21 protein-coding genes are annotated in these 19,674 nt (G+C 40.1%); 17 read left to right on the top strand and 4 right to left on the bottom strand.

Annotation, left to right across the window (positions count from 1 at the left end):
- The first annotated feature begins 44 nt into the window (after window positions 1-44).
- Genes prmC through ligA form a run of 3 tightly spaced genes read left to right on the top strand, consistent with a single transcriptional unit; the run spans window position 45 to window position 3,555 of the window.
- Window positions 45-938 (top strand): peptide chain release factor N(5)-glutamine methyltransferase, encoded by an 894-nt coding sequence (gene prmC / locus ACEQ81_RS11335; protein ID WP_411031004.1) that lies wholly within the window; start codon window positions 45-47, stop codon window positions 936-938.
- A gap of 41 nt (window positions 939-979) precedes the next feature.
- Window positions 980-1,561, top strand: coding sequence for a TIGR00730 family Rossman fold protein (locus ACEQ81_RS11330; protein WP_411031003.1), 582 nt, complete (start codon window positions 980-982; stop codon window positions 1,559-1,561).
- The gene (ligA, locus tag ACEQ81_RS11325; protein ID WP_411031002.1) at window positions 1,561-3,555 is read left to right on the top strand and encodes an NAD-dependent DNA ligase LigA; all 1,995 of its coding nucleotides are present in this window, start codon (window positions 1,561-1,563) and stop codon (window positions 3,553-3,555) included. Before ACEQ81_RS11330 ends, ligA begins: the two co-directional genes overlap by 1 nt.
- A 51-nt stretch (window positions 3,556-3,606) precedes the next feature.
- Here the strand turns inward: ligA and ACEQ81_RS11320 are convergent, their stop codons facing one another.
- The gene (locus ACEQ81_RS11320; RefSeq protein WP_411031001.1) at window positions 3,607-4,383 is read right to left on the bottom strand and encodes a hypothetical protein; all 777 of its coding nucleotides are present in this window, start codon (window positions 4,381-4,383) and stop codon (window positions 3,607-3,609) included.
- A gap of 138 nt (window positions 4,384-4,521) precedes the next feature.
- Between ACEQ81_RS11320 and ACEQ81_RS11315 the strand changes: the two genes are divergently transcribed.
- On the top strand, window positions 4,522-4,824 hold the full coding sequence (locus ACEQ81_RS11315; protein ID WP_411031000.1) for a hypothetical protein: 303 nt from the start codon (window positions 4,522-4,524) through the stop codon (window positions 4,822-4,824).
- 49 nt (window positions 4,825-4,873) lie between these two features.
- On the opposite strand, the gene ACEQ81_RS11310 is transcribed toward ACEQ81_RS11315, so the two are convergent.
- The 3 genes from ACEQ81_RS11310 to ACEQ81_RS11300 are packed head-to-tail and all read right to left on the bottom strand — an operon-like array spanning window position 4,874 to window position 7,090.
- A complete protein-coding gene (locus ACEQ81_RS11310; RefSeq protein ID WP_411030999.1) occupies window positions 4,874-5,389 on the bottom strand; it encodes a GNAT family N-acetyltransferase in 516 nt (171 codons plus the stop codon).
- A gap of 34 nt (window positions 5,390-5,423) precedes the next feature.
- The gene (locus ACEQ81_RS11305) at window positions 5,424-6,335 is read right to left on the bottom strand and encodes a bifunctional metallophosphatase/5'-nucleotidase (protein ID WP_411030998.1); all 912 of its coding nucleotides are present in this window, start codon (window positions 6,333-6,335) and stop codon (window positions 5,424-5,426) included.
- Window positions 6,336-6,337: 2 nt separating this feature from the next.
- Window positions 6,338-7,090, bottom strand: coding sequence for a 5'-nucleotidase C-terminal domain-containing protein (locus ACEQ81_RS11300; RefSeq protein WP_411030997.1), 753 nt, complete (start codon window positions 7,088-7,090; stop codon window positions 6,338-6,340).
- Window positions 7,091-7,168: 78 nt separating this feature from the next.
- On the opposite strand from ACEQ81_RS11300, the gene ACEQ81_RS11295 reads away from it, so the two are divergent.
- The 13 genes from ACEQ81_RS11295 to ACEQ81_RS11235 all read left to right on the top strand — a co-directional run bounded on the left by ACEQ81_RS11295 (window position 7,169) and on the right by ACEQ81_RS11235 (window position 19,673).
- On the top strand, window positions 7,169-7,708 hold the full coding sequence (locus ACEQ81_RS11295) for a DUF6913 domain-containing protein (RefSeq protein ID WP_411030996.1): 540 nt from the start codon (window positions 7,169-7,171) through the stop codon (window positions 7,706-7,708).
- Window positions 7,705-8,595: a 4-hydroxy-tetrahydrodipicolinate synthase gene (gene dapA, locus ACEQ81_RS11290; RefSeq protein WP_411030995.1), complete on the top strand. Its 891-nt coding sequence runs from the start codon at window positions 7,705-7,707 to the stop codon at window positions 8,593-8,595. Before ACEQ81_RS11295 ends, dapA begins: the two co-directional genes overlap by 4 nt.
- Window positions 8,596-8,718: 123 nt before the next feature.
- Complete coding sequence (locus tag ACEQ81_RS11285; RefSeq protein WP_411030994.1) at window positions 8,719-9,534, top strand: outer membrane protein assembly factor BamD; 816 nt, start codon at window positions 8,719-8,721, stop codon at window positions 9,532-9,534.
- Window positions 9,535-9,565: 31 nt separating this feature from the next.
- Complete coding sequence (locus tag ACEQ81_RS11280; RefSeq protein ID WP_411030993.1) at window positions 9,566-9,898, top strand: DNA-directed RNA polymerase subunit omega; 333 nt, start codon at window positions 9,566-9,568, stop codon at window positions 9,896-9,898.
- Between the two features lie 4 nt (window positions 9,899-9,902).
- Window positions 9,903-11,111, top strand: coding sequence for a bifunctional phosphopantothenoylcysteine decarboxylase/phosphopantothenate--cysteine ligase CoaBC (gene coaBC / locus ACEQ81_RS11275; protein WP_411030992.1), 1,209 nt, complete (start codon window positions 9,903-9,905; stop codon window positions 11,109-11,111).
- Window positions 11,104-11,994: a DUF4835 family protein gene (locus ACEQ81_RS11270; RefSeq protein ID WP_411030991.1), complete on the top strand. Its 891-nt coding sequence runs from the start codon at window positions 11,104-11,106 to the stop codon at window positions 11,992-11,994. The genes coaBC and ACEQ81_RS11270 overlap by 8 nt, the downstream gene beginning before the upstream one ends.
- A gap of 59 nt (window positions 11,995-12,053) precedes the next feature.
- Window positions 12,054-13,706: a DNA repair protein RecN gene (gene recN, locus ACEQ81_RS11265; protein ID WP_411030990.1), complete on the top strand. Its 1,653-nt coding sequence runs from the start codon at window positions 12,054-12,056 to the stop codon at window positions 13,704-13,706.
- Between the two features lie 147 nt (window positions 13,707-13,853).
- Window positions 13,854-14,666, top strand: a complete 813-nt coding sequence (locus ACEQ81_RS11260) for an enoyl-ACP reductase (protein ID WP_411030989.1) — start codon at window positions 13,854-13,856, stop codon at window positions 14,664-14,666.
- Window positions 14,667-14,732: 66 nt separating this feature from the next.
- A complete protein-coding gene (locus tag ACEQ81_RS11255; RefSeq protein ID WP_411030988.1) occupies window positions 14,733-15,755 on the top strand; it encodes a glycosyltransferase in 1,023 nt (340 codons plus the stop codon).
- Window position 15,756: 1 nt separating this feature from the next.
- Complete coding sequence (locus ACEQ81_RS11250) at window positions 15,757-16,716, top strand: YbbR-like domain-containing protein (RefSeq protein ID WP_411030987.1); 960 nt, start codon at window positions 15,757-15,759, stop codon at window positions 16,714-16,716.
- Window positions 16,713-17,297 carry a dephospho-CoA kinase gene (gene coaE, locus ACEQ81_RS11245; protein ID WP_411030986.1) on the top strand — a complete coding sequence of 195 codons (585 nt, stop codon included), beginning with the start codon at window positions 16,713-16,715 and terminating at the stop codon, window positions 17,295-17,297. The genes ACEQ81_RS11250 and coaE overlap by 4 nt, the downstream gene beginning before the upstream one ends.
- 80 nt (window positions 17,298-17,377) lie before the next feature.
- A complete protein-coding gene (locus ACEQ81_RS11240; protein ID WP_411030985.1) occupies window positions 17,378-18,958 on the top strand; it encodes a sensor histidine kinase in 1,581 nt (526 codons plus the stop codon).
- Between the two features lie 7 nt (window positions 18,959-18,965).
- The gene (locus ACEQ81_RS11235) at window positions 18,966-19,673 is read left to right on the top strand and encodes a response regulator transcription factor (RefSeq protein ID WP_411030984.1); all 708 of its coding nucleotides are present in this window, start codon (window positions 18,966-18,968) and stop codon (window positions 19,671-19,673) included.
- Window position 19,674 lies beyond the last annotated feature (1 nt).

Raw genomic sequence — 19,674 nt, 5'->3', positions numbered from 1 at the left:
GATATTGAATTACTATTCCAGATAGTATAAACAAAGCTTCATAAATGCTCTTAAAAGAGATCAAAAATATATTCCATAAAGAGTTAGACTCCCTCTACCAAACGGAAGAAGTGGAAAGTTTTTTCCATTTGATGACTTCCCATTATCTGGGTCTAGAACGTTTCGTTTTGGCGTTAGAGCCCAACCTAATTGTGTCCAAAGAGGAGGAACAACCATTGTTTGAAGGACTAAATGCTTTAAAACTAGAAACCCCGGTTCAGTACATTTTGGGTAAGACCTATTTTTATGACCTAACTTTTAAGGTAAATAAAGATGTATTGATTCCTAGGCCCGAAACGGAAGAACTTGTAAGATGGATTTTGGAGGATATTGAAAAGAAACATAACAAAACGGCAGCAGAATCGATCCCTGTTAGCGAAAGACAATACAACTTGAAAATACTTGATATTGGCACAGGTAGCGGGTGTATTGCCATTACTCTCGCAAAAAACCTGCCGGGTGCCAAGGTAGTTGCGATGGACATTTCTAGCGAAGCATTGCAATTAGCTAAGGAAAACGCTATCAATAATGCCGTGGAAATTAGGTTTATAGAGGCAGATGTCTTAACCGCGGAGCCTTTAAATGAAACCTTCGATATCATCGTTTCCAATCCGCCATATGTAAGACTTTCGGAAAAACGGGCAATGCGCAAAAATGTAAAGGATTTTGAACCCGAGGTGGCACTTTTTGTCCCTAACGAATCACCTTTACTGTTCTACGAACGCATAACAAGTTTGGCAGCCAAAAAGCTAAGCACCAGTGGTATTCTTTATTTTGAAATCAATCAATATTTGGGAAAGGAAACGGTAGCGCTTTTAGAAGCGCAGAATTTTTTGGAAATTGAACTGCGAAAAGATATTTTCGGCAATGATAGGATGTTGAAGGGGGTAATTGGGTGAGGATAACAAACCTAATTGGTAAAAGTGAATAAAAATTACTTATGAAGAGTATAGTAGTCTTTTGTGGAAGTAGTGAGGGGGACAATCCCTTATTTATAGATCATGCATATCAATTGGGCCAAACCCTTGCCAAACAAAATATCACTTTGGTGTACGGGGCTGCAAAAATTGGGGTCATGGGTAAGTTGGCTCAAGGAGCGTTGCAGGCCAAAGGGGAGGTTATTGGGGTTATTCCAGATTTTCTAAAAATAAAAGAGGTGTTTCATACGGGGCTTTCACAATTGATCATCACCCAAAATATGCATCAACGCAAACTTAAAATGCACGAGCTTTCAGATGGGGTAATGATGCTCCCTGGAGGTTATGGAACCTTGGAAGAATTTTTTGAAATGCTCACCTGGGCGCAATTGGGGTTGCATCAAAAGCCTATTGCCATCTTAAATACGAATGGTTTTTATGATCCCTTGCTGAAAATGTTGGGTACTATGGTAGACCGCGGCTTCGTAAAAAAGGAGAACTATCATATGATTTTGGTAGACGATCATGTGGAAAGCCTCTTGGAGCAGATGAGACAATATAGTCCCATGCACGTGCCTAAATGGATAAAAAAAGAACAGGTTTAATGAACACTAAGCAACAAATAGAGGAATTGCGCAAAGAATTGCGACAGCACAACCATAATTATTATGTGTTGGACAATCCTACGATATCGGATTACGAATTTGATATCAAACTAAAAGAACTGCAAGTTTTGGAGGCTCAACACCCGGAATTTCACGATCCTACCTCCCCAACCTTAAGAGTAGGCGGAGCCGTTACCAAGAATTTTGAAACCATTGTGCACGAGCATCGTATGTACTCTTTGGACAACTCCTATTCCAAGGAAGATCTGTTGGACTGGGAAAAGCGCATTCAACGCATATTGGGGGATGTGGAGGTAGAATTTACTTGCGAACTAAAATATGATGGTGCTTCCATAAGCCTAACCTATGAGGATGGACAATTGGTAAAGGCCGTTACCAGGGGAGATGGATTTCAGGGTGATGAGGCTACCACCAATGTACAGACCATAAAATCCGTGCCCTTAAAATTACAGGGCGATTATCCTCCAAAGTTTGATATACGGGGAGAGATTATCCTTACTCTCGATGGTTTTGCCAAAATGAACGAAGAGCGCATAGCCGCAGGTGAAGATCCATATATGAATCCGCGGAATACCGCTTCTGGAAGTTTAAAGTTACAAGACAGTGCTTTGGTGGCACAACGCCCGCTAGATTGTTTACTGTATAGTATTGTTGGTAATAACACCGGTATTACCTCTCAGTTTCAGATGTTGGAAAAGGCCAGGGAATGGGGTTTTAAGGTACCCACTATTGCCAAACTTTGTAAGTCCACCGATGAGGTAATGCAATTTGTGGAGCACTGGGATAACCATAGACACGATCTACCTTACGAAACGGATGGGGTGGTCATAAAGGTCAATAAAATCCAATACCAGGAGGAGTTGGGATATACCGCCAAGGCACCTAGATGGGCAATGGCCTATAAATTTAAAGCAGAACAGGTGTCTACCGTTCTCCATGAGATAACCTATCAAGTGGGGCGTACAGGGGCAATTACCCCCGTGGCAAATCTTAAGCCCGTGCTTTTGGCCGGGACCACGGTGAAAAGAGCGTCTTTACATAATGCAGATCAAATTGCCAAGCTCGATATACGGGAAGGGGATACGGTCTTTGTGGAGAAAGGCGGAGAAATTATACCTAAAATTATTGCTGTGGATTTATCCAAACGTCCGGATGATTCTACCCCTACTGAATATATTTCTGAATGCCCGGAATGTGGCACCCCTTTACAACGTACCGAAGGGGATGCTAAGCACTACTGCATCAACTATTACGGTTGTCCGCCTCAGATTACAGGAAGAATACAACATTTTATTTCGCGCAAAGCCATGGATATTGAGGGACTAGGAGGCGAAACCGTGGAACTACTTTTTAAGGAAGGGCTTATAGAAGACTACGCGGATCTGTATACACTGACCAAAGAACAAGTACTGCCTTTGGAACGTATGGCGGAAAAATCGGCAGAAAATCTGGTCAATGGAATTGCGGCATCTGTCAAAATTCCGTTCGAGCGTGTGCTTTTTGCCCTGGGAATACGATTTGTGGGTGAAACCGTTGCAAAAAAATTGGCAAAAGCCTATAAAAATATAGATGCATTGATGAGCGCATCTAGCGAAGAACTGGTAGCCGTGGATGAAATTGGGGAACGCATTGCTTTCAGTGTCGTGGAGTTTTTTCAAAACGAAAAAAACCAGAAAATCATCACACGTTTAAAGGAGTATGGTCTTCAGTTTGAACTTTCGGCCGAGAAACTCCTAAACCAGACAGAGAAACTTAAAGGGCAAACGTTTGTGGTCTCGGGTGTTTTTGAAAAGGTAAGCCGAAACGAGTTAAAAAAATTGATAGAGGACAATGGGGGTAGGGTAGGGTCTTCCATATCTTCCAAAACCAATTATTTAGTGGCAGGGGCCAATATGGGGCCTAGTAAGAAGACCAAGGCCGAAGGTCTTGGGGTACCGATTATATCCGAGGACGACTTTTTGGCTATGGTATAAAAAAGACCCCCGAAGAGGTCTTAATGTTGGTGCTGGTTTGTTGGTAGGCCGTTATTTGCCGCTAAGTTCTTTGTTATAGGTCCAGACTTCGTCCCATGAGTCATCAAGTAGCATATCCATATCCCTTACGAATGGATCCCAAGCTGCCTCACCATGTACCTTTTCGAAGGTTTTCTTAAAATTTAGGTCCACATCATATTCGGCCCATTTTTTTGAGAATCCCACGGTAGCCACATGTCTTCCGATTTTTGTGCCTTGTCTAAATTCATTGTAGTATACCCCCCATGGAAACTCTTTTTCCATGCCTTTTATGGTTTCACTGATTAATTTTAACAATCTTGGGGTACCATGGGCATGTTCTAAATTTAACTCCCAATATCGTACAAAAAGGATAGGATATACGGAGGCATCCCCGGTTAGCATTTCTGTATTGGAAAGCGCTACATCTCCCTTCCAATATTCACCATTCTGAATTTTCTTCACGTATTGCATTACGTTATCCCTCCAATCTTCGTCATGGCCCCCCTCTGCTGGTCTGGAATCTAAATGTGCATATTTAAGAGGACCCATCATCCATACTAATTTTCCAATATTCGGTCCACTAGCTATATTGAACACATTGGCTTTGTATGGGCCATCTTCGCTATGGTATTTTTGGTTGTGCTTCCTCATATTTTCTCCCAAAATCTTAAGTTTGGTGTTGTCAGGAGTCAGGATAATAGATTCCCACATAGGACTTTCCGCCGCTTCGTCTTGTGCTTTTAATTGTGACAATGACCCTATGGCGATTATACCGATCATTGCGAGCGTAATTGATTTTTTAATCATAATGGTTGTGTTTAATGAGTAAATTAGTCGGTTGTACATTGTAAATAAACAATTGTAAAGAAGTAAATCAAGGCGTATTGGACGAAAGGAGGTAATTTTAGTACGAATACCTATTTTTATTTATCAAAGCAAACAAGCATGTTACCGAAAAACTATAAAAAATTTATGGAAACCTTGGATGGTTCCGAACCGTTGGGAGATTGGCCCGCGGAACTTAGGGCATTGTGGTGGGACGCTAAGGATAACTGGGAGGCATCGCACAATATAGCACAAGATATTCCGGGAGTTGTAGGTAATTGGATCCACGCTTACCTGCACAGAAAAGAAGGAGACGATTGGAATGCAAAATACTGGTATAGACGGGCCCACAGGCAATACCCCAAAAGTACTCTGAAAGAAGAGGGGCAAGAGTTGGTTAACTATGTCTTGAAGGGAAGCTAAACTGGACAGCACCAAAAAACCAAAAAAGAATCACGTAGCAATTTGGTATTCAAATTTCCATGGCAAGCAACACCACCTCATTCTTTCGCTGTTGTATGGGTAATTCGGCTACATCTGGGGTTGTAAAGTATTCAACTACTTTAAAGCCAAAACTAAGATAGTAGTCTACCAAGGGTGGGTTATTTGCCCAGGTATCCATGCGTATAAATCGAAGTTTTAGTTGTTTTGCATGTGCGATGGTCCATTTCAGTACCTTCTCAAAATTACGTTGCCCTTTAAAGTTTGGGTTTACAACAAGCCGATGCAGGTATACCGAAGGGTCCCCGTCCATTTCTCTCCAAATTAAAGGGTCGGAATAACAAACGCTAAATACGCAGGCAATCTGGTCGTTAACTACAACTTTGCGTTGTTCCTTCTTTACAATATAGTTGGCCAGTATGTTGGAGTCGTAAGGAGGCCAAACGGGATAGTTGTTTCTTTTTTGGTAAACGATGGCTTCATTGAACATCCAGCAGATTACCTTCAAATCTTGCTTTTCGGTATGGGTTATGATATAGTCCTTCATTACAAGTCGCTAGAAATGTAAATGTAGTAATGGGTTAAACGCTAATGGCTACACCATCTGCATTTACCTTTTCTTCGCCATCAAAATAAAAATCAATCCTACCAAGATTAATGCCATAGCAGCCCACTTGGTTTACCAGCACATTCTTTCCCTTTAAGTTTCTTTTTATGGTAGGCTTGTCTAAAAAGGTATGAGTATGCCCACCAATAATGAGGTCTATGTTTTCGGTTTTTTCCGCCAATGCAAGATCGCTGGCCCTATTTGGGTCTTCGTATTCATATCCCAAATGTGATAAGCAAATCACCAAGTCGCATTTTTCCTGTTCCTTGAGTACCCTGCTCATTTCCTGACTCATTTCGTATGGATCCAAGTACTTGGTTTCTTTATATAATTTTTTGGTAACAAGGCCATCCAAGGCAATCCCCAGGCCAAAGATACCTACCTTAAGACCATCTACCGTATAGATATTATAGGGTTTCGTATATCCATCCATGATGGTGTTACTAAAATCGTAATTTGCGGTAATAAGATCAAATTTGGCATGTGGTAGTTGTGCAAAGAGGCCGTCTATGCCATTGTCAAAATCGTGGTTCCCTAAAGTAGCCGCATCATATTTTAGCATACTCATTAACTTAAACTCCAGTTCCCCACCATAAAAATTAAAATAAGGAGTACCCTGAAAAATATCTCCAGCATCGAGCAAAAGTGTATTGGGGTTTTCCTCCCTTATACTTTGGACCAAGCTTGCCCTACGCGCCAACCCTCCCAAATTGGGAAACTCCGAATGTGCTTCGGAAAATGGGTCTATATGGCTATGCACATCATTGGTATGTAATATGGTAATTTGCTTTTTGGCACTCCCAATACAAGAGTTTAAGGAGAGTCCGCCCAGTCCTAAAAAAGAGGCCGAAGCTGCCGTATTTGAGATAAAAGATCTTCTATCCATAGTTAGTTGAGTTTTGTAAATCGGTCATCAATAACAGGCGCGATAGTGTCCATTTTTTTAAAATAATCAATTATGGCGTTACGTATAAGGTAGTCTATATCGGTAACCGTGGCATTGTCACTAAAAAAACCCATATTATCCCCCCCGGCGACCAAGAAATCCGAAGTGGCTACGTAATAGGTCCTATTTTCGTTAAACGGACTACCATTTATATTTACCGATTTAAGCGCCCCATCCTTGTTGAGCAAAATTTGCATACCGGCAATAGGATGGGCCCTGTCCGAAGCAATTAAAAAGGAGACCAGTTCTCTTACGGATTTCCCTTTTAAAGGAACTACGGCGATCAAATTTTCAAAGGGCATTATTTCATATGCCGTACGGGCCGTTACGTTACCTGCTGAAATTACCGAGCGGATACCGCCATGGTTGAGTACCGTAAAATCAATTTCTTTTCCCGTTCTGGCCTTAAAAATGGGATTTGCCATTTCCAACACAATATCTGCCATAAGGTTTCCGGCGGTGGTATTGTATTTCCCTACGGTTTTTGTAATCATTCTAGGAGCATATGCCAGCGGACTGTCCAATACCTGGTTAATTCTATTGTGGTAGGGGGCCACAAAAGCGGTAATGGAGTCTAGACCCTTAATAGAATCCGTAATTGTTAACTGCCGCCCGTGTATTTGATGAAGTGAAGATTTCTGTTCCTGACACGAGCTAAATCCGATAATTGTTACAAATAAAACAATTTGTTGCATTTTTAAAATCATAATCCTTCTTATCTTCGTATTAGATTTGCATGGATATTAATTACATTTGTAGAAATGTAAAAGTACATGTTTTTAAAGGGAATTAAAGACAAATTTAAGTACAAATCTGGACTTAAATACCTGAAGGAGGAAATGGACAGTACCTCTAAAGTAGTGCAGCGTAGCAAGGGCATTACTTCTGTGGGTTGTATTGTTGATCTGGACAAGTTTGATGATGCCAATAAGTTCTATGATCTTGTAGAAGAATTTTCCCTAAGGCCCAATGCCGTTAGGATCATTGGTTATAAGGATTATTATGACAAGAATTCTCCTTATGCCACTCCGGTGTTTTCGGATAAGGATTTGGGTTGGAACGGAGCTATCGAAAACAGTTATGCCTTGGAGTTCCTAAGTAGGGAATATGATATGTTGATCAATTACTATACAGAGGAAAACCTTTTGTTGCAATTAATGAGCATTAAGACCAGGGCAAGGATACGTGTAGGTTTTGATGAAGTAGATGAAAAGTTGAATGATTTGATCTTAAAGACCTCGATGAACGATTTTAATACCTTTAAAAAGGAGTTACGTAAATATCTGGTGGTACTAAATGAAATTAAGAAATGAAGCAGTTGCATGGTACAGGTGTTGCTTTGGTAACCCCATTTAGGGAAGATAATTCGGTAGATACCGATGCCTTGGCACGCATAGTACATTATAACATTGATGGTGGAATGGATTATCTGGTGATTTTGGGCACCACGGGCGAATCCGTTACCCTAAGCCAACAAGAAAAGGAGTTGGTAATCCATACCGTTGTTGCCGCAAATGGCGGAAAACTTCCGTTGGTACTTGGAGTGGGCGGAAACAATACTGCCCTTGTGGTTTCGGAATTGCAGCAATTGGATTTAGACGATTTTGACGCAATTCTATCTGTGTCCCCATCCTACAACAAACCCACCCAGGAAGGTATTTATCAACACTTTAAAGCCATCTCGGCAGCTTCATCCAAGCCTATTATTTTATATAACGTGCCCGGACGCACTGGCAGCAACATGCTTCCACAAACCGTTGTTCGTCTTGCCACGGACTGTAAAAACATCATAGCAATTAAGGAAGCTTCCGGAGATATGTTGCAAGTAGCGGAACTCATTGGACAAAAACCAGAGGATTTTATGGTAATCTCTGGCGATGATTTTACGGCCTTGCCAACTGTACTGGCTGGGGGAGTAGGTGTTATATCTGTTTTGGGACAAGGTCTTCCCAAAGAATTTTCGAGTATGATCCGTTTGGGGATTAACGGTAATCCTTCAGAAGCATACGCCCTTCATTATACGCTTCTTAAGGGTATGGAACTTATTTTCAAAGAAGGCAACCCTGCTGGCATAAAAGCTGTTTTTGAAACCTTAAGGCTTTCAAATGCGTTGGTGCGGTTACCCTTAGTGGAAGCCTCTAAAGACCTCAAAGAACAAATAGTTGCCTTTATGCATGCTTTTTATCCTGTTCATGCCTAGTTAGGGATAAGGGAATATAAGTTAAAACTTAGCTAAAAGAGTTGTAACCTTCAGGGCTTTGGGCCTACCTTAGCGTATGTAAAAATGTTTTTTATATCCATAGATAATCCCTAATTTTGCAAAATGTTTTTAAAAATGAGGAAACTTATTCCCCTTATGTTGTTGGCAGCTGTTTTGCATTCTTGCAGCGAGTACCAGAAAGTACTTAAGAATGAGGATGTAAAACCAAAGTACGACTTGGCTGAGAAATTTTATAATGAAGGCGATTTTAAGCGGGCAAATCGTCTGTTCGAGCAGATTGCGCCAAAGTATGTGGGCAAACCTCAGGGTGAAAGGGTAATGTTCTTTTTTGCCAATTCCTATTTTAAGATTAAAGACTATAATTTTTCTGGCTACCAGTTCGAACGGTTTATAAAATCGTATCCAAAGAGCGATAAAATACAGGAAGCGGCCTTTATAGGGGCTAAAAGTTATTATATGCTTTCCCCGGAATATTCATTGGATCAGACAGATACTGACAAGGCTTTGCAGAAATTGCAGAACTTCATTAATACCTACCCCGATTCGGAATTTTTCCCCGAAGCCAACGTAATGGCCCAGGAGCTAACTACCAAAAAAGAAAAGAAATCTATAGAGATTGCCAAACAATACAACAAATTGGGAGAGTTTAACTTTCCATTGTTAGTTTCGGCGGTAGCGGCCTTGGATAATTTTGTGTCCGATAATCCTGGATCCATTTATAGGGAAGATGCGCTATATTATAAGGTAGAGGCTACTACCAACTTGGCATTGAACAGTACGGACGATAAAAAGCCCGAAAGATTGGAAACGGCCAAAAGTGCCTATAATACATTAAAAAGATACTTTCCAGAGACCAAATACGCCAAAAAAGCAGATAATCTCTTGGAAAAAATTGAGAAAGAAATAAAGTCCAAATAGCTACAAAGACAAGTAATTAATCTTTAGAAAGATGAATATGAATGATTTGAAAAATTCTAATGCCCCGGTTTCAACGGTTACCATCAACAAGAACGAGTTTGATGAAAAAACCGATAACATCTATGAAGCTATATCTATAGCTGCAAAAAGGGCGGTGCAGATCAATTCTGAAATTAAAAAGGAACTTTTAGAAAAGCTTGAAGAGTTTGCTACCTATAGCGACAGCTTGGAAGAAGTCTTTGAAAATAAAGAACAGATCGAAGTTTCAAAATTCTACGAAAAATTACCTAAACCACACGCTCTTGCAGTAATGGAGTGGTTAGAGGATAAAATTTACTACAGGAATACGGAGAAAGACGCATAGGGAAATGTTACGCGACAAAAATATCCTTTTGGGAATTACTGGGGGGATTGCCGCTTACAAAACCACCTTTCTTGTCCGATTGCTTATAAAATCCGGCGCCAATGTCAAGGTAATTTTGACAGAAAGCGCCGGTTCTTTTGTTTCTGCCCTTACCTTGGCGACCCTCTCCAAGAATCCCGTACTATCATCCTTTGTGAATACCGAGGAAGAAGGGCAAACAGATTGGAACAACCACGTAGAACTTGGCCTTTGGGCAGATTTAATGGTTATAGCACCGGCAACGGCGAACACCTTGTCCAAAATGGCCAATGGCACTTGCGACAATCTGTTGCTTGCAGCCTATATGTCCGCTAAATGCCCGGTTTTCTTCGCTCCGGCCATGGATTTGGATATGTACAAACATCCTGCTTCCAAAGCAACTTTCCAAAAATTACAATCTTTTGGTAACCTAATGATACCCGCAGGCACCGGTGAATTGGCAAGCGGCCTGCATGGCGAGGGAAGAATGGCAGAGCCCGAGGATATCGTAGCCTTTTTAAACAATTTTTTATCCCAAGATCTACCCCTTAGTGGTAAGAAAGTATTGATTACTGCAGGTCCAACTTACGAGGCCATAGACCCGGTGAGATTTATTGGCAATCATTCCTCCGGCCTTATGGGTTTTGAACTTGCCAAGGTGGCAGCCAATTTAGGCGCGGAAGTAATCTTGGTATCGGGCCCTAGCAATCTAACAGTAGAACATTCTTTTATTACTTTGGTTAAGGTGGTATCGGCAGACGAAATGTACAAGGAGGTTCACAAGCATTATAGGGATGTGGACATTGCAATCTGTGCGGCTGCAGTTGCCGATTACAAACCAAAAACCGTAGCCGATCAAAAAATAAAGAAAAAAGAAAGCGAGCTGGCCATCGATCTGGTTAAAAACAAAGACATCCTTTTTTCCCTTGGGGAACAAAAGAACAAACAGTTCCTTGTTGGTTTTGCCTTGGAAACGGAAAATGAAGTGGAAAATGCCAAAGGAAAACTTAAAAAGAAAAATTTGGATGCCATTGTTCTAAATTCGTTGAACGACGCGGGGGCGGGTTTTGGCAAGGCAACCAATAAAATATCCTTCATAGATAAGAATTTGGATATTAAAACGTTTGATGTTAAGACCAAGGCAGCTGTTGCATTGGATATCTTAAATGAAATTATAAGCAGGATCAATGCGTAATATTTTTACAATCTTTTTTTGTTTGTTTTTCTCTCTGATTATTAGAGCTCAGGAGCTTAACTGCGTAATTACGGTAAATTCCGATCAGGTTAGCCAAACGAATCAGCAAGTTTTTAAGACCTTGGAGCGTTCCCTTAACGATTTTGTCAACAAGAGTAGATGGACAAATAGAACGTATTTGGAAAACGAACGGGTAAATGCCAGAATGTTTATTACGGTTACGGAATTTGAATCTAGCAGGTTTAAGGCCAACATTCAATTGCAGTCTTCCAGGCCAGTTTTTAATACTTCCTATGAAAGTCCAATTTTCAATTACAAGGACGATCAATTCAATTTTGAATATATAGAATTTCAGCCGCTGGTATACAATGAAAATGTTTTCGACTCAAATTTGGTGGGAGTAATCACCTACTACGTATACATAATATTAGGCTTGGATGCAGATACCTTTACCCTCGAAGGTGGTAATGACCTTTATAAAAAGGCTCAACAAATAGTTACCCAGGCACAGGGAAGTAGTTTTACGGGATGGAGCCAATCTACGGGGGAGCGTACACGTTTTGAATTGGTAGACAATTTGCTCTCCAATACCTTCAGGGAGTATAGGATAGCCATGTACAACTACCATAGAAAAGGCCTGGATATTTTAGCGGACAATAATAGCACGGGAAAACAAGTGATCTCCGGAAGTATGCGACTTTTTCAAACCTTGATTAAGCGTAGGCCCAACGCATTTCTTATACAAACGTTTTTCGATGCCAAATCCGAGGAAATCAGAAACGTATTTTCCGATGGTCCCAAAGTAGATATTGTAAAACTTAAGGAAACGCTCAATAATATTGCTCCTTTTTATTCCAGCACTTGGAATGAAATAAATTATTGACCCCCATTCTTTTCCATTGGAATATAAATTATCTTTACGGCAATACTAGATAAAACATATTGCTTACTTCAATCGTAATAAAAAATTATGCCCTTATAGATCATCTAGACGTTTCGTTTACGGATGGTTTTACTGTGATTACGGGCGAAACTGGTGCCGGTAAATCCATTTTATTGGGTGGATTGTCACTTGTACTGGGAAAACGTGCAGATTTATCATCTCTCCGTGTCAAGGAACAAAAATGTATTGTTGAATCCGAATTTGAGATCGGCAAATACAAACTGCAACCTTTTTTCAATGAAAATGACTTGGATTATGAATCGAGCACCATTATTCGGCGCGAGATACTACCCAGCGGAAAATCTAGGGCGTTTGTAAACGATTCTCCAGTTACTTTGGCAGTACTTTCACAACTGGGTGACCGGTTGATCGATGTACATTCGCAACACCAAACACTGCAATTGGCGGATAACGATTTTCAATTGAAGGTAATAGACGCACTGGCCAATAATGGGGAGCGATTGGCCGACTACAACGAAAAACTAATAAATTATAGAGTTACCAGTAGCGCCTTGGAACAGTTGTTGGATTTTCAGCAAAATGCCACTAAGGAGCACGATTACAATAGCTTTTTACTAAAAGAATTGGAAGAGGCTTCGCTTACCCTAGGCATGCAAGAAGAATTGGAAGCCCAATACGATTTGCTAAACAATTCGGAAACCATTATGGAATTGCTTTCCAAAGGTCATCAAATACTTAATGATGAGCAAATGGGTGCGTTAGGAACACTAACGGAACTTAAGCAGGTAGTTAGCAGGTTGGCATCGTTTGGCAGCACATACGAGGCGTTGCACGATCGTGTAAAATCCGTTTTCATAGAAATGGATGATATTTCTGCAGAACTTGGTCTTTTGCAAGACAAGGTAACCATAAACCCACAGCTTTTGGAAGAGGTAAATACCAAACTACAATTGTTGTACGACCTTCAGAAAAAACATAAGGTCCAAGACATTGGAGCCCTACTGTCCATAAAAGAAGAACTTGAGACGACCGTTGGTAAAGTAGAGAATATAGAGGTAGATATTACGGAGAAGGAAAACGAATTAGCAATTTTGAGGCAAGAATTGGAGGCTATGTCCAATATACTAAGGTCTAAACGAAAGAGCGTTATACCAGAATTAAAGCAAGAGTTAGAGGAAACATTGGCTACTCTCGGCATGCCCAATGCTTCTTTTAAAATAGAGCTGAGTCCTGCGGATACTTTTAAACGTAATGGCAAAGACGACCTCAGTTTCTTGTTTTCGGCTAATAAGGGAACGGCATTTGGAGAATTGAAAAAGGTAGCATCCGGAGGGGAATTGTCTCGGATAATGCTGACGATTAAATCCATTTTGGCAAAATATGAGCAGTTGCCCACTATGATGTTCGATGAGATCGATACAGGGGTTTCTGGAGAGATTTCCAACCGTATGGGAGATATAATGGCCGATATGAGTAATAGTATGCAAATTTTTTCAATTACCCACTTACCACAAGTGGCTTCCAAAGGTGATCATCATTTTAAGGTATACAAGGAAGATCACGAAAATATTACCAACACTAAAATGAAGCCCTTATCCCAAGAAGAACGGGTGGTAGAACTCGCCGAAATGTTGGGAGGAAAAGCACTATCGGATTCGGCAATAGCACATGCAAAACAACTCTTAAACTAATAGGCCCGCCATTTGCCCATCTAAAAATGGCGCTAACTTGTCTTAAAGTTGCGACTTATGTCCATGGTCTGCTTAATTCTTACTTTTTTAAATATCTTTGGGCATTAATTTATCCCAAATTTAAATGGGACCAAGAACACAAACCAAATGGCTTACAATTTATTAAAAGGAAAGAAAGGAATTATTTTTGGTGCGCTAGACGCAAATTCGATTGCTTGGAAGACGGCAGAACGCGTGCACGCTGAAGGGGGTACGTTTGTACTTACCAATGCCCCAATTGCAATGAGGATGGGCCAGATAAAAGAATTGGCGGAAAAGACCGGTTCCGAAATCGTACCGGCAGATGCCACTAGTGAAGAAGACCTGAACAATCTGGTAGAGAAGTCCATGGAAATCCTAGGAGGAAAATTGGATTTTGTATTACATTCTATCGGGATGTCCGTAAATGTGCGTAAGGGCCGAGCCTACACGGATGAAAAATATGATTTCACGGCCAAAGGTTGGGACGTATCCGCACTCTCATTCCATAAGGTATTGCAGAGCCTATATAAGGCAGATGCTATGAACGCATGGGGTAGTATCGTTGCCCTAACTTATATGGCTGCCCAGCGTACTTTTCCAGACTATAACGATATGGCAGATAACAAGGCCTATTTAGAATCTGTAGCAAGAAGCTTTGGATATTTCTTTGGAAAGGAAAAACAGGTAAGGGTAAATACCATATCACAATCCCCAACACCTACCACTGCCGGGCAGGGGGTAAAAGGATTCGATGGGTTTATAAGCTATGCGGATAAAATGTCGCCCTTGGGCAATGCAACAGCTCAGGATTGTGCAGATTACACTGTTTCTCTGTTCTCTGACCTAACGAAGAAAGTCACCATGCAAAACCTTTTCCACGATGGCGGTTTTTCCAATACCGGGGTCAGTCAAGAGGTAATAGACCATTTTACAGAATAGAACTATATACCAACCCAATGGCCATCCTGAAGAATAAGGGTGGCCGTGTTGTTTAGTAAGCAGGTGATGAATTTAGTTTATTCTTTTATTGTTCCCGTATACAATAGGCCCAACGAGATTAAAGAACTCTTGGATAGTCTTTTGCACCAAACTTATAAAGGCCCTTTTGAAGTGGTTGTAGTGGAAGATGGCTCTACCTTGGATTCCAAGGAAGTTATTGGCAATTTTGAAAATCAACTGAATATAACGTATTTGCCCAAGGTGAATACAGGTCCTGGCGATTCTAGAAATTATGGTATGCAACGTGCCAAGGGCAATTATTTTTTAATTCTAGATTCCGATTGCATTTTACCACCTCATTATTTAGAAGCCGTAGAGCAATCACTTTCTCGGCATTATGTGGATTGTTTTGGAGGGCCAGATGCAGCGCACCCATCTTTCTCCCAAGTTCAGAAGGCTATAAACTATGCCATGACCTCATTCCTTACCACCGGTGGTATTAGGGGAGGAAAGGCAACGGTGGATAAGTTTCAGCCCAGAAGTTTTAATATGGGTATCTCCAAAGCAGCCTTTACCGATACCCAAGGATTTGGTAACATACACCCCGGTGAAGATCCGGATCTTACCATTCGGATATGGGAAAAGGGATTTGACACCAAATTGATACCCGAAGCTTTCGTATACCATAAACGCCGCATAGATTGGAGAAAATTCTATGTACAGGTCAATAAATTTGGGATGGTACGTCCTATACTAAATAAATGGCACCCTAAAACCAGGAAAATAACGTATTGGTTTCCTTCCCTGTTTTGTTTGGGCCTAATAGCGTCAGTGGTTCTTGCAGTTTGGGGCAACGCAGTTTATGCAACTTATCCGCTTTGGTGCTATGCTTGTTATTTTGCACTCATTTTAGTGCATGCCCTCATAAATAATAAAAGCCTGTCCATTGCGTTCCTATCATTAGTAGCTGTGGCCATTCAGTTTTTTGGATATGGATATGGATTTCTAAAAGCTACCACCTTATTGAGCTTTAGTAAAAAGAATCCGCAAGAATTGTTTCCCAAGTTGTTTTTTAAAACTAATTTGTAGTGTGATACAAAGGATAAAAAATGGATTGAGCAAAAGAAAAGTAAAGATATTTTTACTGTTCTTGGTATGCTCGGGATTCTTATGGTTCCTCAGCAATTTGTCCGAACCCTATACCAATAGGGCACAATTTAAGTTACGCTATATAAACGTTCCGGATAGTTTACTTCTAAGCAAGGCCTCCAAACAAGAAATAGATGTAAAATTGAGGGCCAGTGGATTTCAATTTTTATGGTTTGGGTTTGACCCCAAAAATGTAAAGGTAGATTTGTCCGTATTGGAAAAAAAGGGCTCACAATATTTCATTTCCCAAGATAGCTATATAAAACAGATCGAAAAACAACTTTCCAGTTCTATGAATTTGTTGGAAATTGATCAGGATACGCTGTTTTTTGATTTTCAAAAAATCTATTCCAAAGAAGTTCCCATAACGCCCAATGTTGAAATTAATATGTCCCAAAACTATCTATTGGACGGCGTACTGCATGTTGAACCCCAAAAAGTAACCATAACAGGGCCAAAAAGTGAAATTGATTCCATAACCGTGGTGCGCACCCAACCAAAAGTTTTTTCAAATTTGTCGTCCGACTTTTCGGAAACAATAGGTCTAGAACTGCTAGAGAGTATGGAAAACACTTCTTTTTCCGTTAGGCGCGTCCAAGTATCCGGGAAGGTATCCAGATTTTCAGAAAAGGTCATAGAAGTCCCTGTGGAGGTGGTAAATTTTCCAGCAGGTACGGAGATTAAGACCTTTCCCAATGTGGTATCTATTCTATGCAAGGCCAAAATTGATAAATTGAAGGACTTAAGTGCTTCGGACTTTCAACTTATTGCCGACTACGGTTCCATTAAAGGAAACGATGTTAAAACGTTGATGTTGGAGTTACGAAGAAAACCGGTTGATATTCAAAGTGCCGTGCTGTTGGAAAAGCAGGTAGAGTTTATTCTAAGAAGGGAACAATGATAGTTGGGCTTACAGGGGGGATTGGTAGTGGAAAAACAACGGTCGCAAAAATGTTTAAAGCACTAGGAGTGCCTGTTTACAATTCTGATAAGGAAGCCAAGCGCCTTATGCGGTCCTCCAAGAAAGTAAAAAAGGCAATTCTACAATTGTTTGGGGATGAGGCCTATTTAGACAAAAAGTTAAACAAAACGTACATTTCCAGTAAAGTTTTCAAAGACCCCAACCTTTTGGAACAGCTTAATGGAATAGTGCATCCGGCAGTAAGAAAACATTTTTTGTCATGGAAATCGCGGCAAAAATCACCTTACGTTATTCAGGAGGCAGCTATTATTTTTGAAATTGGTTCCCAAAACAACTATGACAGGATAATTCTGGTTACTTCACCGGAAAGCACTCGTATACAGCGAGTTATTGATCGAGACGGCAGTACAAGGGAAAAAGTGCTTAACCGGATCAACAATCAATGGCCAGACGAGGAAAAAATAGTGTTAGCAGATTTTATTGTTAGCAATACCGACCTGGAGAAAACAAGAAATATGGTTAATGATATTCATGTCCAGCTTCTTAAAATTTCGAACTGAACCAATAATTTTAACATTTTTGTTAAGGTTAGGTTAAACAGAGGAAACACTAAATGTTAAAGTTCTAATTTTACAAAAATATGAATAAGAGGTTATTTGTCCTTTTGGTTATATTAATGAGCCTGTCCCTTATTGGTATCATTTTTGTTCAGGGATATTGGATAAAGCAGTCTTGGGAGGACAAGGAAGAACAGTTTTCCAACGTAGTTTCAGAGGTCTTGGGTAAAGTTGCCGATAAGATTGAGCTGAGTGAAAGGAACGATTATTTTGAGCGGTATTTTAAGCTCAAAGATAGCGTTGGCAAACCCCAGAGTTCCCATCTAAGTAATTTCTTTTTCGTTGATAGGGATATTAATTCCAACGAGATACTTTTTTATTCGCATGGTATACTCGAAGAGGATTATAATATAGCATCCACGTTCTTTGACAATGGTTCTGGTTCCGATACCACAACCATTAAAAGTTATACAAGCAAGCGTACCAAAACCATATTTAAGGAAGACTATGGTTTGGACGGCAAGCAGTACAAGCTTACACCGGTTCAAAAGCTAGAGAAGATAGGAGGTTTATCTGCTTTGGAAAAAGCTCAATATGAAGACGTTTTTGGTGAATTCGCCAAAACTGTGCCCATACATAAGAGGGTTTCCAAACAAGAAATAGAACTACTTTTGGAGAGAGAACTTAAGGATAAGGGATTGAATCTGGATTATGAATATGGGGTATATAGTAAAGGACTCCCCACCAAGGTAAAATCCAAAAGATTTAAAAGTACCACTGAGGGTGCTTATAAATCTCCCATTTTTAAGGATAGTGAGGGTATTACAGATTTTTCCCTATTGATAGCTTTTCCCAAAAAGGAAAAGTTTCTGCTGCAATCCATTTTGGGTATGGCCGTATTGTCGGTGTTGTTTATTCTTGTTATAGTAGTGGCTTATTCTGGGGCCATTTATCAATTGATAAGACAAAAACAGATATCGGAGATTAAATCCGATTTCATAAACAATATGACACATGAGTTTAAAACACCCATAGCTACTATTAACCTAGCTGTTGAAGCCATTAAGAACCCAAAAATAATTGATGATCAGAGCAAGGTAAAAAGGTATCTGCAAATGATCAGGGATGAAAATAAACGCATGCATGCCCAGGTGGAGAACGTTTTGAGGATTTCCAAATTGGAAAAGAACCAATTGGACATCAGTAAGGACAGGGTGGATGTACACGAAATAATTGAGCATGCCGTAACGCATATTGAACTTATTGTTGATGATAGGGGAGGCTATGTAAATACGCATTTGGATGCCAGTAGGTCGGATATTTTGGCAAACAGTATGCATTTTACAAATGTATTGGTCAATATTTTGGACAACGCAGTAAAGTATTCGCCAGAAGCGCCCAAAATAGATGTGTACACGGAGCTTGCGAAGAATTTTATAATTATCAAGGTTCAGGACCAAGGAGCAGGGATGGGGAAAGCAGTAGTAAAGAAGGTTTTTGAAAAATTTTATAGAGAACATACAGGAGATATACATAACGTAAAAGGGCACGGATTAGGACTGGCCTACGTAAAAAAAATTATTGAAGATCACCAAGGGGAGGTCTATGCGGAAAGTGAAAAAGGTAAAGGCAGCACTTTTTATATAAAACTACCCTTAATTTAAAAAAAATATGGAAACAGCGAACAAGAAAATATTATTGGTAGAGGACGACCCCAATTTTGGAATAGTTCTTAAGGATTATCTATCCATGAACGATTTTGACGTTACTTTGGCCAAAAATGGAATGGAAGGTTTTGAAAAATTTAAAAAGGACAACTTTGATGTATGCATCTTGGATGTGATGATGCCCTACAAAGATGGTTTTACCTTGGCGAAAGAAATTAGGGAGAAAAACGAACACGTACCTATTATCTTCCTAACGGCCAAAACAATGAAAGAAGATGTCCTTAAAGGATATAAGGCCGGTGCCGATGATTATCTTAACAAACCGTTTGATTCGGAAGTGCTGTTGATGAAGCTTAAAGCAATACTTCAAAGAAAAGCCTCCAATACGCTGGCAGATAGCAAGCAATTTGAGTTCGTTATTGGCGGATTTCATCTAAACTCCAAGCTTAGATTTTTAAAATACAAAGAGGAAGAGGCTATAAAACTTTCTCCAAAGGAAAATGAATTATTACGACTTCTGGCATTGCATGAAAATGATTTAATGCCCCGTGAGTTGGCCCTAACCAAGATTTGGAGGGACGATAATTATTTTACTTCCAGAAGTATGGATGTGTACATCGCCAAATTAAGGAAGTATCTCAAGAGAGATGATACGGTAGAAATTCTCAATATTCACGGTGAAGGGTTTAGATTGGTAATTAAAACCGAGTAAG

Origin of the sequence: Spongiimicrobium sp. 3-5 (genome assembly GCF_046557915.1) — a bacterium.
Classification (GTDB): domain Bacteria; phylum Bacteroidota; class Bacteroidia; order Flavobacteriales; family Flavobacteriaceae; genus JBHEBG01.
The sequence above is the reverse complement of the archived record's forward strand: the minus strand, read 5'-3'. Positions and strand labels throughout refer to the sequence as shown.

Excerpts from the sequence above, each read along its gene's own strand:
- prmC (WP_411031004.1), top strand. The coding sequence starts at position 45 with ATGCTCTTAAAAGAGATCAAAAATATATTCCATAAAGAGTTAGACTCC.
- ACEQ81_RS11330 (WP_411031003.1), top strand. The coding sequence starts at position 980 with ATGAAGAGTATAGTAGTCTTTTGTGGAAGTAGTGAGGGGGACAATCCC.
- ligA (WP_411031002.1), top strand. The coding sequence starts at position 1,561 with ATGAACACTAAGCAACAAATAGAGGAATTGCGCAAAGAATTGCGACAG.
- ACEQ81_RS11320 (WP_411031001.1), bottom strand. The coding sequence starts at position 4,383 with ATGATTAAAAAATCAATTACGCTCGCAATGATCGGTATAATCGCCATA.
- ACEQ81_RS11315 (WP_411031000.1), top strand. The coding sequence starts at position 4,522 with ATGTTACCGAAAAACTATAAAAAATTTATGGAAACCTTGGATGGTTCC.
- ACEQ81_RS11310 (WP_411030999.1), bottom strand. The coding sequence starts at position 5,389 with ATGAAGGACTATATCATAACCCATACCGAAAAGCAAGATTTGAAGGTA.
- ACEQ81_RS11305 (WP_411030998.1), bottom strand. The coding sequence starts at position 6,335 with ATGGATAGAAGATCTTTTATCTCAAATACGGCAGCTTCGGCCTCTTTT.
- ACEQ81_RS11300 (WP_411030997.1), bottom strand. The coding sequence starts at position 7,090 with ATGCAACAAATTGTTTTATTTGTAACAATTATCGGATTTAGCTCGTGT.
- ACEQ81_RS11295 (WP_411030996.1), top strand. The coding sequence starts at position 7,169 with ATGTTTTTAAAGGGAATTAAAGACAAATTTAAGTACAAATCTGGACTT.
- dapA (WP_411030995.1), top strand. The coding sequence starts at position 7,705 with ATGAAGCAGTTGCATGGTACAGGTGTTGCTTTGGTAACCCCATTTAGG.
- ACEQ81_RS11285 (WP_411030994.1), top strand. The coding sequence starts at position 8,719 with ATGTTTTTAAAAATGAGGAAACTTATTCCCCTTATGTTGTTGGCAGCT.
- ACEQ81_RS11280 (WP_411030993.1), top strand. The coding sequence starts at position 9,566 with ATGAATATGAATGATTTGAAAAATTCTAATGCCCCGGTTTCAACGGTT.
- coaBC (WP_411030992.1), top strand. The coding sequence starts at position 9,903 with ATGTTACGCGACAAAAATATCCTTTTGGGAATTACTGGGGGGATTGCC.
- ACEQ81_RS11270 (WP_411030991.1), top strand. The coding sequence starts at position 11,104 with ATGCGTAATATTTTTACAATCTTTTTTTGTTTGTTTTTCTCTCTGATT.
- ACEQ81_RS11260 (WP_411030989.1), top strand. The coding sequence starts at position 13,854 with ATGGCTTACAATTTATTAAAAGGAAAGAAAGGAATTATTTTTGGTGCG.
- ACEQ81_RS11255 (WP_411030988.1), top strand. The coding sequence starts at position 14,733 with ATGAATTTAGTTTATTCTTTTATTGTTCCCGTATACAATAGGCCCAAC.
- coaE (WP_411030986.1), top strand. The coding sequence starts at position 16,713 with ATGATAGTTGGGCTTACAGGGGGGATTGGTAGTGGAAAAACAACGGTC.
- ACEQ81_RS11240 (WP_411030985.1), top strand. The coding sequence starts at position 17,378 with ATGAATAAGAGGTTATTTGTCCTTTTGGTTATATTAATGAGCCTGTCC.
- ACEQ81_RS11235 (WP_411030984.1), top strand. The coding sequence starts at position 18,966 with ATGGAAACAGCGAACAAGAAAATATTATTGGTAGAGGACGACCCCAAT.